The organism is Schinkia acidoalkalinis (assembly GCF_054301215.1).
The window spans coordinates 1,012,946-1,028,157 of the sequence record NZ_CP182573.1 but is presented as its reverse complement, the minus strand read 5'-3'; the positions used below and the strand labels follow the sequence as shown (position 1 = coordinate 1,028,157).

Below are 15,212 nucleotides of genomic sequence, written 5' to 3'. Positions count from 1 at the left end.
AAAGTTTAGAATATGATTGGAGTGAGCCCTAATGGTTACATTATTCACATCACCAAGCTGTACATCCTGCCGTAAAGCAAAGGCATGGTTGGAGGAACATGAAATCCCGTATAAAGAGAGAAATATTTTTACTGAACCATTAACAATTGAGGAAGCGAAGCAAATCTTGAGAATGACTGAGAATGGAACGGATGAAATAATCTCAACTAGGTCAAAGATTTTTCAAGAGCTTGATGTTGATTTGGAGACAATGCCATTGCAGGATCTTTTCAAGCTTATCAGTGAAAATCCGGGCTTGTTGCGACGTCCAATTATGGTTGACGAGAAACGTCTACAAGTAGGTTATAATGAAGATGAAATTCGTCGCTTTTTACCAAGAAGGGTACGTACATTCCAACTACAGGAAGCCCAGCGTTTAGTGAATTAAAAAGTTGAAGTACAAAAAAACTTCTACGCATGTTTCGTAGAAGTTTTTTTAATAGCACCCGCTAAAAGGACAATGACAATTGTAAGAATTGGAATAATATAGTGAGAATATTGATACGATTCTAAGAGAGGTTGAATTCGTTCTTCATGGGCGATCATCTTACCAGCTGTTAAGCCAAGGATACCAGCTCCTATGTAGATAATAATTGGAAAGCGCTCCATGAATTTTAGGATAATTTTACTACCCCAAACAATTATAGGAATAGAAATTAAAAGGCCAATAACTACTAAATAAATTCTTCCCCCAGCAGCGCCGGCAACAGCTAGTACATTATCAAAGCCCATAACAACGTCAGCTACAACAATCGTTCGCACTGCTTGGAAAAGTGTAGCACCACTTCTAATTTTGTCATCATCATTGCCTTCATCAGTAAGTAAATTGTAGGCAATATAAAGGAGGAATATACCACCGGCAAGTTGGAGATAAGGGATCATTAATAAGTATACAGCGAGTATTGTCAAAAGAATCCTAACGATGATTGCTAGTCCAGTCCCGAGAAAAATAGCTTTATTTCGTTTCCCAACAGGTAGATTACGGCAGGCAAGCGCTATAACAATGGCATTGTCCCCTCCAAGTACAACATCAATCCCAATGATTATAAGTACTTGTGTAATAAGTTCTAAATCCAAAAAAAAAGCCTCCCTCGTTTGTCTTTATTTAAAACAACTATAATTTTTATAAGATGTCCAAAATTCAATATAAGACATTTAGGAGGCACAGTCAAGAAAAGCGCTTACCATTGTCCAAGACATTCTTAATGCTGTTTGGATACATATATATAAGGTGAAAGCCTCTTTTTACTTATTTAGCATTTTTTATTTCCCTTATTGTTCGTTTTATCATAAAATAGAAGTACAAGGTTACTTCTATGTAAAATTGGGCATGTTGTTTTTATAACTATCATTTTTTAGAGCAGTAGCTCGGGGGTTAGGTAGTCCCTTCAAAAAAACTGAACAGAAGGGAGAGAGAATTATGGAAATCGAAAGAATTAACGAGTATACAGTAAAGTTTTATGTAACTTATCGTGACATTGAGGATCGAGGATTTGATCGAGAAGAAATTTGGTATAACCGTGAGCGTAGTGAAGAATTGTTTTGGGAAATGATGGATGAAGTTAACAATAGCGAAGACTTCGCAATAGAAGGACCTTTATGGATTCAAGTTCAAGCACTTGATAAGGGTTTGGAAATTGTAGTAACGAAAGCGCAGGTTTCAATGGATGGACAAAAGCTTGAATTGCCGATTGGAAATGATAAACATATTGATCTACCAGTGGAAAAGAATCTTAATGTATTATTAGACGAAGCAAATCAAGATAATGAGCATTATGAAGCCTATCCATTTGCAGATGATGATGATGATAATGAGGAAGCGATTTATTTTCTTATTGGATTCCATGATTTTGAAGATGTCATCAGTTTAAGTCACAATATCGACGGGGATGGCCTTCATAGCAGCTTGTATTTTTTTGAAGGTAAATACTATTTATATATAGGATTCGATGAGGATCAATTAGTTGAGGAAGTTGAAGACGATATTTTGTGCCAAATCCTTGAATTTGGATTTGAGTCGAGATTGTCAATCCATCGCGTCCATGAATATGGAAAATTAGTAATGGAAAGCAATGCTTTACAGCAAATAAAACAGCATTTTCTATTAAAGTAATGCAGAAGGTTTCACTTTATGTGAAACCTTTTTTAGTACTATAGTTATAAGTGGGAAAATTTATGAAACTTCGATATAATTTATTGGAAATATGTTTGAAGGAGTTTCTTATGAAAAAGAGGCTACAGATTGTAATTTTTATTATCGGATTAACAGTAATACTGGTACTTACCCATAATTACTGGGAAGGCTGGTTAGTAGGAAGCTTTAGTATTTTGATTTCAATTTCAGCATTATTCATAGGTTTTTTTATATTTTTAGAAAATCGCAATCCGCGTGGAACGATTGCCTGGATGGTTGTTTTAGCTGTTTTTCCGATTTTTGGCTTTATTTTTTATTTGTTATTTGGTCAAAACTATCGTCGTGAACGGAAGAAATTCGAAAAAAAAGCCTGGCTGGATGAGCAAGCTTTTTCCAAAATTGAGGGTAATCGCCCCATCAATGAGAAGGAATTAAACAAGATGGGTGACCATCAGAAAAACTTATTTCGCCTGGCCCATCGGTTAGGGAAAAGCCCGATTTCATTTTATACCGAGACAAAGGTATTAACAAACGGAGAGGCAACCTTTAAGGCTATTTTAGAAGCAATGAAACAAGCAAAACACCATATTCATCTTGAATTTTATATTGTCCGTGATGATGCGATTGGCAATGATATTAAAGAAGTTTTAATAGAAAAAGCAAAAGCCGGTGTTGAGGTTCGTTTTCTATATGATGCAGTTGGCTCATGGAAGCTATCTAAAAATTATATAAATGAATTAAAAACAGTAGGTGTAGAAATAGAGCCATTTTCTCCGGTGAGACTACCGGGCCTGAACAATCAAATTAACTTCCGGAATCACCGCAAAATTTGTATCGTTGATGGAAATATTGGCTTTGTCGGGGGGTTAAATATCGGTGATGAGTATTTAGGTAAAAATGAATATTTCGGTTTTTGGCGTGATACACATCTTTATGTAAGCGGTGAAGCTGTTAGAAGCCTGCAGGTTATTTTTTTACAGGACTGGTACTACACGATGGGTGTTACATTGCTAACGCCCATTTACCTATCCCCAGAGCTTGCCCTCGATGAGGAATTTGGTGGTGTGCAATTATTATCAGGTGGACCTGACAATAATTGGAATGTTATAAAAAATGTCTTTTTTGCGATGATCACTTCGGCGGAAAAATCAATTTGGATTGAATCTCCTTATTTTATACCTGATGATGATATCTTATCTGCATTAAGAGTTGCTGCTTTATCAGGGATGGATGTTAGGGTAATTCTGCCAAGTAAACCCGATAAAAAACTTGTTTTTTATGCTTCAAAGTCCTATTATAGAGAGCTTTTGGAGGCTGGAGTGAAGGTTTATGAATACAGCAATGGGTTTCTGCATAGCAAGGTCATTATCGTCGATCAGGAGCTCGCCTCTATCGGTACGTCAAACATGGATATGAGAAGCTTTCATTTGAATTTTGAAGTAAACGCTTTTCTATATAAAACAAAAAGTACAGAGACGCTTGTTCAAGATTTTCTTACGGATATCGAAAGTTCAAAGGAGATTTCACTTGAAGAACATCAAAACCGGCCAATCCTCCAACGATTGCATGAGTCTACAGCCCGATTATTTTCACCATTATTATAATAAAAATATGGATATAAGCAGGAAAATCACTCCTTTTGTCGAAAATAAATAGACAGAAAGGGGTGTTTTTTTTGTTAACCGCAATTACGGAAAGTGGCCGTACGGTCTCACTGCTTGGAAATTGGGAAAAACATGAGTTACAACAGCTTACCCAAAAGGAAACATTACTTTGTCCAGCCTGCCATGAAAAAGTTCGAGTCAAGACCGGAGAAAAACGAATATGGCATTTTGCCCATATTTCTAAGTTGAATTGTGAAGCACAGCTGGAAAATGAATCCGAGTACCATTTGAAAGGGAAAATTCAGCTTTATGAATGGCTTCAAAAACAAGGCATTAATGTTGAAGTAGAAAAATATCTTCCGAAAAGTAAACAAAGGCCTGACCTTTATGTAACTTGGCAGAATCAAGATTTTGCAATAGAATTTCAATGCTCAACGATTGATGCAAGCCTCCTTATGAAAAGAACAACTTCCTATCTTCGCGAAAACATTATTCCCTTATGGATATTAGGCGGAAATCGCTTAAAAAAGAGTTCTGTTGATACTATAAAAATTTCATCCTTTGATTTGCTTATGGCAAATTCCATTTCCACCAATAATCTACGCATGATTTACTATTGTCCTTCCACAAATCGTTTCTGTATTACAAAAGCGCTCATACCATTTGCTTCTAATACATTCTCTGCTGTTACCGAGTTTTATGATCCAAATAATCTATCCTTTCCTATGCTAATCACTTCTAGAGATACAGAAAACTATCCTAATAAAAAGTCTTGGCTTGCGATGAAGAGACGCTTTCGGTCAATTACCTATTTGTATATCGATGATTCTTATAAAAGATTATTTTATGAAAATGGGATTCCACTATGTTTCTTACCAGGTGAAGCGGGAATTCCTGTAAGATCCATGATTTGGTTGAAAACCGGGCCCATGCTGTGGCAAGGCTGGATATTGCTAAAATTTATTATCCCGCTAAAAATTGGGGAGAGGATTACCTTTCAGGACATTTATCAAGGTTTTAAGATGCAGGTGCAAAAAGGTTTTTTTACTTTGAGGCAACTTCCCTCATTAAAAGATAGTCATTATTCATTTGCCATCATGGAGTATTTGCAGCAATTAGCAAGGCTTGGAATAGTAGCAAAAGATACAGAAAGGAAATCTACCTTTCGCAAGACTGCTGATCTTACTATACCGGAAAATATTGATCAAGCATGTGAACTTGATCGGGCAGTACTTTTGAGGTTAATACCATAAACAGTGGGTATATTTTGAAAATAATGGTGGATGTGTCAATATTTTGAACTATTGGAAAAGTGTGATTCAAATCACACCGCAACCCTTTAACATCCTATATGATAACAATTGTGATTAATGTCACAAGTGATATTAATCACGGTAATGCTGGTAAATATGAAAGAAATGTTAAAAGGGAGTGTGTAATTATGTATTGTCACCAATGTATGCAGGTCGCACCAGGCGGCTGTACAGTTGTAGGAGTATGTGGAAAGGATGAAACCATCGCAAGCTTACAGGATATAATCATTTTTGGTCTGAAAGGAATTGCAGCCTATCGGACTCATGCCAGACAATTAGGTTACATAGATGAGTTTGTGGATCGGATTACACATGAAGCATTATACATGACACTAACAAACTCAAACTTTAACGTTGAGGAGCATATCGAGATGGCGATGCAGGTTGGTCAAGCAGCTGTAAGAATAATGGATGTGCTTGATCAGGCCCATGTTAAACGATTAGGCGTTCCAGAACCAGTTCGTGTTTCTCAGAACAAAATTGAAGGTAAGTCAATCGTTGTAACGGGGCATAATCTATTTGCTTTAGAGGAATTATTAAAACAAACAGCCGGCAAAGGCATCAACGTCTATACACACTCCGAAATGTTGCCAGCACACGGATATCCACAACTTAAAAAGTACAGCCACTTAAAAGGAAACATAGGAAAGGCTTGGTACGACCAGCGCCGTTTATTCGAAGAATTCCCTGGAGCAATACTTGCAACTACAAACTGTGTAATGCCAATTAAAGGTACGTATGCAGATAGAATGTGGACTTATGAAGTTGCAGGATTAGAGAATGTTGCCAAAATCATAAATGATGATTTCAGCCCATTAATAGAAAAGGCGCTGGAATTACCGGAAGCAAATATTGAATCAGAAGAAACATTAGTAACGGGCTTCCATCATGAAACGGTCATCGGATTGGCACCAGAAGTAATCCAGGCTGTAAAAGATGGTAAAATCAAGCGCTTTTTTGTACTTGCAGGCTGTGATGCACCTGGGAAGGGTGGAGAATACTATCGTGAATTAGCTACATCACTGCCAAAAGAAACTGTTATTTTAACAACATCCTGTGGAAAGTTCCGATTTAACGACGTCGACTATGGTTTTGTCCCTGGAACGGAAATTCCGCGCTATATAGATTTAGGACAATGTAATAACTCTGGGTCAACAGTGAAAATTGCCCTTGCATTAGCCGATGCCTTCGGCTGCGAAGTGAATGATCTTCCTGTAAGTATTGTTCTCTCATGGTTCGAACAAAAAGCTGTTGCCATTTTACTAGGGCTTTTCAGCTTAGGAATTAAAGATATCCGCATTGGACCAAAGGCTCCAGCTTTTATTAATGAAGGTGTCCTTGATGTATTAGTCAATACCTTTGGTTTACAACTGATTGGAAACGCACAAGAAGATATGGAAGCCATGATGGCATTAAGTTGTTAATAGCTATAATATAAGATGAAAAAAGCACTTTACTTGCTAGAGTGCTTTTTTTGTACTAATAAGTTTATGCTTTAATGGTTATCAGTATAAGAAGTTTTATTTTTGCCCCCGAATGATATACTAATAATATAGGAAATTTTTTCATATGGAGGTATGATTATGACTGAACAAGCAAAACCGAAAGCATTACCAAAACGCAGTGAAATACCAACCGAAGATACATGGCGATTAGAAGATATTTTCCCTACAGATGATGATTGGGAGAAGGAATTCAAAGCAATCAAAGAAATGATTCCATCTATAGGAGAATATCAAGGAAAACTCGCAGAATCAGCTGATACTTTATATAAAGCATTAGATATACAATATGAAATATCAAAAAGAATTGAAAAGTTATATACGTATGCCCATATGCGCTACGATCAGGATACAACGAATTCCTGCTATCAAGGATTACATGACCGTGCAGAAAATTTATATACCCAAGCTGCGAGCAGTTTTTCCTTCATGGACCCAGAGATTTTAGCGATGGATGAAGCAAAAATTAAAGGTTTTATAAAGGAACATAAAGAATTAAAGCTTTATGAACATATTTTAGATGAACTAAACCGCAGCCGTCCACATGTACTAACTGCAAGTGAAGAGGCTATCCTTGCTCAGGCTTCCGAAGTAATGGGGAGTGCCGGCACAACCTTTGGAATGCTAAATAATGCTGATTTGAAGTTCCCAATCATTAAGGATGAAAATGGGGAAGAGGTAGAGGTTACTCATGGCCGCTTTACTCGTTTTCTGGAAAGCTCAGACCGTCGTGTCCGTGAAGAGGCCTTTAAAGCCGTGTATGATACATACGGTAAATTCAAAAATACCTTTGCGAGCACCTTAAGCGGAAACGTTAAGAAGGATAATTTTTATGCCCGTGTCCGCCATTATAAGTCCGCGCGCGAGGCTGCTTTAGATGGGAATAATATTCCCGAAAGCGTTTATGATACATTAGTTGAGACTATAAATAATCATTTGCCATTATTACATCGTTACGTAGCTTTACGGAAAAAAGTCCTTGGTGTTGATGAGCTTCATATGTATGATCTTTATACACCATTAGTGAAGGATGTAAAAATGGAAATTCCTTATCAAGAAGCAAAGGAAATGGTTAAAGAAGGTTTGGCACCAATGGGTGAGGAATACCAAAATATCCTCCAGGAAGCATTTGATAACCGTTGGATTGATGTCCATGAGAACCAAGGAAAGAGAAGTGGCGCTTATTCTTCAGGAGCGTTCGGAACAAATCCGTATATTCTGTTAAATTGGCAGGATAATGTGAATAATGTCTTTACATTGGCACATGAATTAGGCCATTCAGTCCACAGCTACTATACAAGAAACAACCAGCCTTATCCGTATGCAAACTATTCAATCTTTGTTGCTGAAGTTGCTTCTACATGCAACGAAGCTCTGCTCAATGATTATATGCTAAAAAATGAAGAGGATAAGCAGAAGAAGCTTTATATTCTAAACCATTACTTAGAAGGTTTTCGTGGAACAGTATTCCGTCAAACGATGTTTGCCGAATTTGAGCATCTTATTCATGAAAAGGCGCGTGAGGGTGAAGCGTTGACGTCTGAATTACTAACATCATTGTATTATGATTTAAATAAGAAATACTATGGTAATGAAATTGTTGTTGATGAAGAAATCGGCTTGGAATGGGCAAGAATACCACATTTTTATTACAATTATTATGTTTATCAATATGCTACTGGTTTTAGTGCAGCAGCTGCCCTATCAAAACAAATTTTGGAGGAAGGCGAGCCTGCAGTGAACCGCTATGTAAAGGAATTTTTAAAGGCGGGAAGCTCTGACTATCCAATTGAGGTATTAAAACATGCCGGGGTTGATATGACTTCAAGTGAACCAATAACTGAAGCATTAAAAGTATTTGAACAAAAATTAACGGAAATGGAACAATTGCTGAACGTATAAGGATTGTTATAAGTCCATGAAAATAGGGACTGTTTTAAAGTGTAGCTATGGATTCTACACCTTTGAAACAGTCCCTTTATCTTTAAATGAATTCCGTTTTACTCTTCTAAAGCGATTGCGGTTATTCCAGCTGTGAACCATAAGGAAGATGGAGAGAAACATGGGGATGGCACTATAAAATAGCGGGACAATTCGCATTAAACCTAATAGGTAAAAACAAAAAGATGCAAAAACAAACAGAAGTGAAAAGATGATTAGAAATTTATTCATGTGTGAAACCTCCTTACAATAAAGGTATGCGGTCTTGCTTACATTCATGTTTTTTACAAAAATTTGTCGAAGTAAGTATAGAAAGTGACAGTTTTGTGAAATGCTTAACAAACGAATTGTAAAAGGGAGTGAAACTTGTTATTATTAGTTTGTAAAGTTAATCACAAACAAACATAACCCCTTTGTTTGACCGTGAAACTTTCTCCCACCCCCCTGTCGATGAGACATAAAAAGAAGGTTAGGCATCCCTCCTAACCTTCTTTTTATTTGTATTCAAAAAAAATGATTGATCAACCATAGACAGTTGAATCAATCATCGTTCTCCAAATAACGCCAAAATGTTCCATATTTTACAGGGACACGTTCGACTTTTTGTTTTAAAAGTAATTTCTTCATTTCTTTTTCTACTTCTTGACAGGTTAAGTTGTATACGACCGCTATTTCCTTTGTGGCCACAAATTTAAAATGAGCTAAAAACTCTTCAATCGGTGGTGGATTCTGGGCAATCGGTTTTCTTTGTAAGATTTCCTCTAGAACCTGTTCATATATTTCATATGGATACGATCCGGAAAGTTTAATTCCTTCTTCATCAATATCATCATTATTGAAAAAGACAAGAGTGGGACTGTCTTCAACATCCATTTCTCTAGTAATTTTAAGATCACACTGAAATGCTTTACAAGCAGCCTCAGAAAGCAAATCCTTTTTGAACTCTGAAACATCCAACCCTGCTGTTTCCGCGATAGTTATAAGAATCCCCTTCTTTGTGACGTTTTGCTTTTCAAGGAAAAGGACTTCTTGTAGTTTTCTTAAGAATCGTAAGCCAGCTTTTTTGCCTTGAAGTTCAGCAGCTTTAATCGCGACAGAGGCATTAATTGGTTTAGATATTGGATCTTCATACCACACATTACCATCACAAGACATGCCGGATCTAGAAGCTGTTCGCTCCCAAAGTTTAGCAAGTTCAGAAGGTGCTTTTTTCGAAATATTTAAAGACGTTAACCGCCCTGTTAACACATAGCGAATACTCAATTTATGACCATATTCTATTTGCAGCTTTTTAAGCATCGGTTCCAATGCCCAGCATTCGGGGCAAAGAGGGTCAATAAATACATAAATTTCTATTTGCTGTGTACAACAATTTTTCCAGCTGTTATTTTTGACTTCGTTGCTGGTACCCGAACCGTTCAGAATCATGAATATCTCCTTTCTGTTCAGGAAATGATATTTATATTTTAGCAATGGAGACGAGATGGGGCAAATATTGTGCTTCTAGAAGTGCTGCCATTATTTTCTTTTAAAGAAGATTGTTATAAACTTTCCGTGTTATAATAATATAAGGCAAATAATAATTATACTAATAATAGTGGCTAAAGTGAGGTTTGATTATGCGTTTAACGAAAAGCATCCCAAATATGTTTACGTTGGGAAACCTATATTGTGGTTTTCTCTCCATTGGTTTTGCTGCAAATGGGGAATTTAATAATGCAGCCATATTAATATTAATTGGGATGATGCTGGATAGTATGGATGGAAGGTTAGCAAGGATGCTAAATGCTGATAGTTCTTTAGGAAAGGAACTGGATTCATTAGCTGATATTGTAACATTTGGCGTTGCCCCTTCCTTTTTGGTTTACTATACATATTTTTTTCATTTTGGTATCTTGGGTTTTGTAGTGGCAGGACTTTTTCCGTTGTTCGGGGCTTATCGCTTAGCAAGGTTTAACATTAGTCCGACTAAACAATCCTTGCATTATTTTGTTGGCGTGCCCATTACAGCAGCAGGTGGAATTTTAGCAATCCTAACATTATTCGGAGATAAAATCCCTAATATTGTTACAACTGTCGTTTTTACGGCTTTATCCTTTTTAATGGTCAGTACAATTAAAATTCCAAGCTTAAAAGAAGTACCATTACCCAAATATGGTACGATTGTTACAATTTTTCTAGGTTGTCTTTTATATATTATTTGGAAAGATACGTATGCCAAGTTTCCTTATCTTATATACATAGCAGCACCACTTTACATTGCTTATTTAGCATACAGATTTATTAAAAGGAAAAATAGTAAAGGGGAATATGAATAAAAGCGGCTACTCAAGCCGCTTTTATTTATTCTAAGCAAAATAGGAATCCGACACTTTTTTAACATATGCTTGCGTTTCTTTGAATGGGGGAATTCCGTTAAACTTATCTACATTCCCTGGGCCTGCATTATAGGCAGCCAAAGCAAGATGCACATCCCCATCATACTTGTCCAATAAATTCTTTAAGTACTTAGTACCGGCCTCTATATTTTCTTTTGGATCATAGACATTCTCGACTCCCAGCCACTTTGCAGTAGCAGGCATAAGCTGCATTAATCCAGAAGCTCCCGCTTTGCTCTTAGCAAGGGGGTTAAAATTGGATTCATGTTTAATTACTGCACTTATCAGCTTTGCATCAACCCCATATTTTTTAGCTACATCTTCTATCAAACTGTCAAAGTTAGATGACGAGCTTTGTTTATCCTGGACTGGATAGGAGTAATTTGTAATTTTAAAGTTAGGCTGCAAAGCTTGCCATTCCTTTAATGCCAAATCCGTTGGATTGTCCTGTCCTAATTGTGCAGCATTGCTTTGTAATTTTGCAATCTCTAATTCAAGGAGTTCTGAAAAAGGATCTGTTCCCTCTATAGATACCTGGGATGAACGGTTAAAATTTCGCAATGCTTGTATTTCCATCAATGTTTTTAAATGATCAGCATTAATTTTCATACTTGGTCTTCCTTTTGTTGTCTAATTTCAAAAAAACGCGCAATTTTATTTTTAGTATTTCTTAATGGAATATGGTGTTGTTTTATGATTTCGAGAAATCTTTCTTTGCCTTCAATTGGTTTTTTAACCTCATATTCAAGCTCATAATCCTCGTGTCCTTGATAAAAACTATGATCAAGAACGAGAATATTTTCGCCATCCTTTATTTCAGCACGATTGGTTGTTAATTCACCCAAATAGTGGATGTCCAGAGGATTAATCCGCATTTGCATAATTGCATCCTTGATATCCCCATCAACGAATTGTTTCCCTTTATCTTCTAATAAAAGAATAGCTTCTGCAGCTGTAAGTTCTTGATGAGTTTCCAAAAGACCTTGTTCTAGAGGCTGTTTTAATGTAAAAATATACTTGTCCTCTCTTTTTCGAATCCTTAAAGCTGATTTCTTGGCTCTAAGTGAAAAATTGAAAGTATCAAAATAATAATTCTCTTGGCTAATAAAATCATCAGGGGATATAGCAAAATTTTTCATCAATAATTCAAACTCATCTTTTGTAAGCATGTTTTTATATTCTATTTCAATTTCTTGACTCATAAATATGCTCCTAGAAATGTTGATAATGACATACAAATAGTATTATGCAGGATAAAGTTTTTAAAATCAATTGAATTAAAATGTTACTTTTATGTGTTACACTATTACCATAAAAATAAAAGATTGGAAGTCGGTTGTATGAAATTTGCGATTACTTCAAGAGGAGATCAAACCTCGAATGCCTTAAGAATGAAAATGAAAAATTATTTATTAGACTTTAACCTAATATTTGATGAAGCTGAGCCTGATATTGTAATATCAATTGGCGGAGATGGGACGTTGCTTTATGCTTTCCATCAATATCAACATCGTTTAAGCAAAACTGCTTTTGTTGGTGTACATACAGGGCACCTCGGTTTTTACGCGGATTGGGTCCCTTCTGAAGTGGAGAAGCTTGTAATTGAACTCGCACGGACACCTTTCTCTGTAGTGGAATACCCAATTCTTGAAACAATTGTACGTCATATTGACGGTGGGAAAGAAACGTACTATTTATCATTAAATGAAACAACAATCAAGGCAACAGAGGGCTCACTTGTGATAGATGTTGAGATAAAGGGTCAGAAATTTGAAACATTTCGGGGCGATGGACTTTGCGTATCCACTCCGTCGGGAAGCACAGCATACAACAAAGCACTCGGAGGAGCTATTATTCATCCATCGATTGAGGCCATTCAAGTTGCTGAAATGGCGTCCATTAATAACCGTGTCTTCCGAACTATTGGCTCACCACTTATTTTACCGGGCCATCATACTTTATTGTTGAGACCGATGAAGGAATCAGATTTATTAATAACCGTTGATCATAAAACCATTTTACATAAGGATGTTAAATCAATACAATGCCGTGTATCCGATCAAAAAGTTCGCTTTGCTCGTTACCGACCATTTCCTTTTTGGAACAGAGTCCGAGATTCTTTCGTGGGGAATGATACGAGAGGATGATTATGATTACGAGACCATTTGCGAAAGCTGATATCAGAGCGTGTACTGATATGTTTATAAACGTATTTAATCGTGAACCTTGGAATGACCACTGGACATTGGCGCTTGCGGTTGAATATTTTCAAGATGTAATGAACACGCCTGGTTTTGAAGGTTTTGTAATCGAAGCGGAAGATTCCAAGATTGTCGGTTTTGTGATTGGTGCAAGAAAAAAGTGGTGGAGCGGGGATATCTATTATTTATATGAAATGTGTGTGGACGAGGCCTATCAAGAAAAAGGAATCGGTACAAAGCTCATGGACGCTGCAAAGATAAGGCTAATGGAAAAAGGCTATACGGCAATTGTGCTATTAACTGAACGTACATTTCCATCTGCACGCTTTTATAAAAAACAGGGTTTTATTGAAAGCCCTGAAACAAGATTTTATTTTTGTAGTTTGTAGAAAAGCGGTGGTCATTCATGAGGACATTTACTTTGCAATGGAAAATAGAAAAAAAGTATGATGGAATGCTCATTCGCGAGTTTTTACTAAAAGAAAAGGGAATTTCAAAAAGGGCGTTGGTTGATATCAAATTCCAAGGCGGAGATATTCTTTTAAATGGAGAGCATGTAACGGTCCGTAAAAGTTTACAAGCTGGTGACTATTTAGTTATTCAATTCCCAACGGAAGTTCGTAATGATGGAATTACTCCTGAGAATATTCCAATATCGATTGTTTATGAGGATGAATATATCCTGATTATTAACAAGCAGCCATTTATGGCGTCGATACCGTCCAGAGAGCACCAAAGTGGTACGCTCGCTAACGCCCTCATTCATTATTATAACAAAATCGGTTTGCCATCCACGATACATATTGTCAATCGCTTGGATCGTGATACCTCTGGCTTAATGATTGTCGCCAAAAATAGCTTTGTTCATTCTTTATTTGCTTTAGAACAAAAAAGAAAAAGTATCCATAGAGAATACACAGCAGTTGTTCATGGGGTAGTTGAACATGATATCGGCACTATAGATGCCCCAATTGGCCGGAAAGAAGAAAGTATCATTGAACGTGAAGTCAGAAATGATGGGCAACATGCAGTCACACATTATGAAGTGAAACAACGGTTTTCTGATCGGACATTAGTTTCGTTAAAATTAGAAACAGGTCGTACACATCAAATCCGCGTTCATATGTCATCCATTGGTCATCCGTTAATGGGAGATGATTTATATGGGGGGAAGCGGGATTTAATTGCGAGACAAGCATTGCACAGCAAATGTGTCATGTTTTATCATCCATTACTTGAGCGGGAATTTGCTTTTACAGTACCTTTGCCAGATGATATGGAAAAGCTTGTGATAGGGTAAAAAGGGAATCCAAGTGCCTCTAAACTGAACACTCGGATTCCCTTTTTATTATTCTTCAAATAATCTAAACTTTTCTGGTACTGTGGGCATGGTGGATGGAACCGACACCGTTTCCATTTCTGGATATCGTAGAGCAGTTAGCATACCGCCAAACACACAGCCGGTATCAATATTCCATGTTTTATTCACTTTTCGAGGCTTTTCAACGGGGGTATGGCCATATACAATCCAAGCATCTCCATGATATTGCCTCGCCCAGTCTCTCCTGACGGGAGTGCCGTCGGGGTTTGTCTCCCCTGTGATATCACCGTATAAAACAAATGTTTTAACTTTGTTTCCTGTTTTTCCAATATAATCATGGCGAATGCCGGCATGGGCAATGACTAACTTTCCATCATCCAACTGAAGATACAAAGGTGCACGCTCAAAAAGCTTCATAAAATGAGAGCGTACCTTTGCTTGATCTTTTGGAGAAAGGGCGTCATACTCAGCTACAGTAGTTTCCAGCCCATTTTTTATCTGTACTTTTCTTCCTGAAAAATAGCGGTAGAGCTTATCACAATGGTTTCCTGGTGTATAGTGGGCCAACTTTTCTTCAACGACAAGTTTATATACCATTTCCATTACATGAATGGATTCCCGTCCCCGGTCAGTTAAATCCCCAACGAACGCGAGTTTCCTATCATAAGGATGGACAGGAAAACCATTGTCCCAAACATAGCCAAGTTTTTTTGTAAGGGATACAAATTCATCATAGCAGCCATGGATATCACCAATTACATCGTACATTTCAACATTCC

Annotated in this window: 16 protein-coding genes; 10 read left to right on the top strand and 6 right to left on the bottom strand. The window is 37.0% G+C overall.

All coding sequences use genetic code 11. The features are described from left to right. The first annotated feature begins 31 nt into the window (after positions 1 to 31). A complete protein-coding gene (gene spxA, locus ACNQFZ_RS05295) occupies positions 32 to 427 on the top strand; it encodes a transcriptional regulator SpxA (protein ID WP_458414307.1) in 396 nt (131 codons plus the stop codon). Positions 428 to 450: 23 nt separating this feature from the next. On the opposite strand, the gene ACNQFZ_RS05290 is transcribed toward spxA, so the two are convergent. Further along, on the bottom strand, positions 451 to 1,116 hold the full coding sequence (locus tag ACNQFZ_RS05290) for a TerC family protein (RefSeq protein ID WP_458414306.1): 666 nt from the start codon (positions 1,114 to 1,116) through the stop codon (positions 451 to 453). A 343-nt stretch (positions 1,117 to 1,459) separates the two neighbouring features. On the opposite strand from ACNQFZ_RS05290, the gene mecA reads away from it, so the two are divergent. The 5 genes from mecA (at position 1,460) to pepF (ending at position 8,494) form a co-directional block, all read left to right on the top strand. Further along, positions 1,460 to 2,152: an adaptor protein MecA gene (mecA, locus tag ACNQFZ_RS05285; RefSeq protein ID WP_458414305.1), complete on the top strand. Its 693-nt coding sequence runs from the start codon at positions 1,460 to 1,462 to the stop codon at positions 2,150 to 2,152. A 110-nt stretch (positions 2,153 to 2,262) separates the two neighbouring features. Beyond that, positions 2,263 to 3,777 (top strand): cardiolipin synthase, encoded by a 1,515-nt coding sequence (gene cls / locus ACNQFZ_RS05280; protein ID WP_458414304.1) that lies wholly within the window; start codon positions 2,263 to 2,265, stop codon positions 3,775 to 3,777. A gap of 71 nt (positions 3,778 to 3,848) precedes the next feature. Next, positions 3,849 to 5,030 (top strand): competence protein CoiA, encoded by a 1,182-nt coding sequence (locus tag ACNQFZ_RS05275; protein ID WP_458414303.1) that lies wholly within the window; start codon positions 3,849 to 3,851, stop codon positions 5,028 to 5,030. Between the two features lie 188 nt (positions 5,031 to 5,218). Continuing rightward, complete coding sequence (gene hcp / locus ACNQFZ_RS05270) at positions 5,219 to 6,514, top strand: hydroxylamine reductase (RefSeq protein WP_458414302.1); 1,296 nt, start codon at positions 5,219 to 5,221, stop codon at positions 6,512 to 6,514. 159 nt (positions 6,515 to 6,673) lie between these two features. Further along, positions 6,674 to 8,494: an oligoendopeptidase F gene (gene pepF / locus ACNQFZ_RS05265; protein WP_458414301.1), complete on the top strand. Its 1,821-nt coding sequence runs from the start codon at positions 6,674 to 6,676 to the stop codon at positions 8,492 to 8,494. A 54-nt stretch (positions 8,495 to 8,548) separates the two neighbouring features. On the opposite strand, the gene ACNQFZ_RS05260 is transcribed toward pepF, so the two are convergent. Beyond that, a complete protein-coding gene (locus ACNQFZ_RS05260; protein ID WP_458414300.1) occupies positions 8,549 to 8,764 on the bottom strand; it encodes a hypothetical protein in 216 nt (71 codons plus the stop codon). 309 nt (positions 8,765 to 9,073) lie between these two features. Continuing rightward, positions 9,074 to 9,961: a ClpXP adapter SpxH family protein gene (locus ACNQFZ_RS05255; RefSeq protein ID WP_458414299.1), complete on the bottom strand. Its 888-nt coding sequence runs from the start codon at positions 9,959 to 9,961 to the stop codon at positions 9,074 to 9,076. Positions 9,962 to 10,152: 191 nt separating this feature from the next. On the opposite strand from ACNQFZ_RS05255, the gene pssA reads away from it, so the two are divergent. Then, positions 10,153 to 10,851 carry a CDP-diacylglycerol--serine O-phosphatidyltransferase gene (gene pssA / locus ACNQFZ_RS05250; RefSeq protein WP_458414298.1) on the top strand — a complete coding sequence of 233 codons (699 nt, stop codon included), beginning with the start codon at positions 10,153 to 10,155 and terminating at the stop codon, positions 10,849 to 10,851. A 30-nt stretch (positions 10,852 to 10,881) separates the two neighbouring features. Here the strand turns inward: pssA and ACNQFZ_RS05245 are convergent, their stop codons facing one another. Together ACNQFZ_RS05245 and ACNQFZ_RS05240 are read right to left on the bottom strand one after the other, a co-directional pair. Further along, entirely contained in the window at positions 10,882 to 11,520 is a 639-nt protein-coding gene (locus tag ACNQFZ_RS05245; protein ID WP_458414297.1) for a lytic transglycosylase domain-containing protein, read from the bottom strand. Next, on the bottom strand, positions 11,517 to 12,113 hold the full coding sequence (locus tag ACNQFZ_RS05240) for a CYTH domain-containing protein (protein WP_458414296.1): 597 nt from the start codon (positions 12,111 to 12,113) through the stop codon (positions 11,517 to 11,519). Before ACNQFZ_RS05240 ends, ACNQFZ_RS05245 begins: the two co-directional genes overlap by 4 nt. Before the next feature lie 138 nt (positions 12,114 to 12,251). Here ACNQFZ_RS05240 and ACNQFZ_RS05235 point away from each other — a divergent pair, with 138 nt between their 5' ends. The 3 genes from ACNQFZ_RS05235 to ACNQFZ_RS05225 are packed head-to-tail and all read left to right on the top strand — an operon-like array spanning position 12,252 to position 14,412. After that, positions 12,252 to 13,058, top strand: a complete 807-nt coding sequence (locus ACNQFZ_RS05235) for an NAD kinase (RefSeq protein ID WP_458414295.1) — start codon at positions 12,252 to 12,254, stop codon at positions 13,056 to 13,058. Positions 13,059 to 13,060: 2 nt separating this feature from the next. Then, entirely contained in the window at positions 13,061 to 13,501 is a 441-nt protein-coding gene (locus tag ACNQFZ_RS05230) for a GNAT family N-acetyltransferase (protein WP_458414294.1), read from the top strand. Positions 13,502 to 13,518: 17 nt separating this feature from the next. Next, complete coding sequence (locus ACNQFZ_RS05225; RefSeq protein ID WP_458414293.1) at positions 13,519 to 14,412, top strand: RluA family pseudouridine synthase; 894 nt, start codon at positions 13,519 to 13,521, stop codon at positions 14,410 to 14,412. A gap of 48 nt (positions 14,413 to 14,460) precedes the next feature. Here ACNQFZ_RS05225 and prpE read toward each other — a convergent pair whose 3' ends face one another. Continuing rightward, positions 14,461 to 15,201, bottom strand: a complete 741-nt coding sequence (gene prpE, locus ACNQFZ_RS05220; RefSeq protein WP_458414292.1) for a bis(5'-nucleosyl)-tetraphosphatase PrpE — start codon at positions 15,199 to 15,201, stop codon at positions 14,461 to 14,463. Positions 15,202 to 15,212 lie beyond the last annotated feature (11 nt).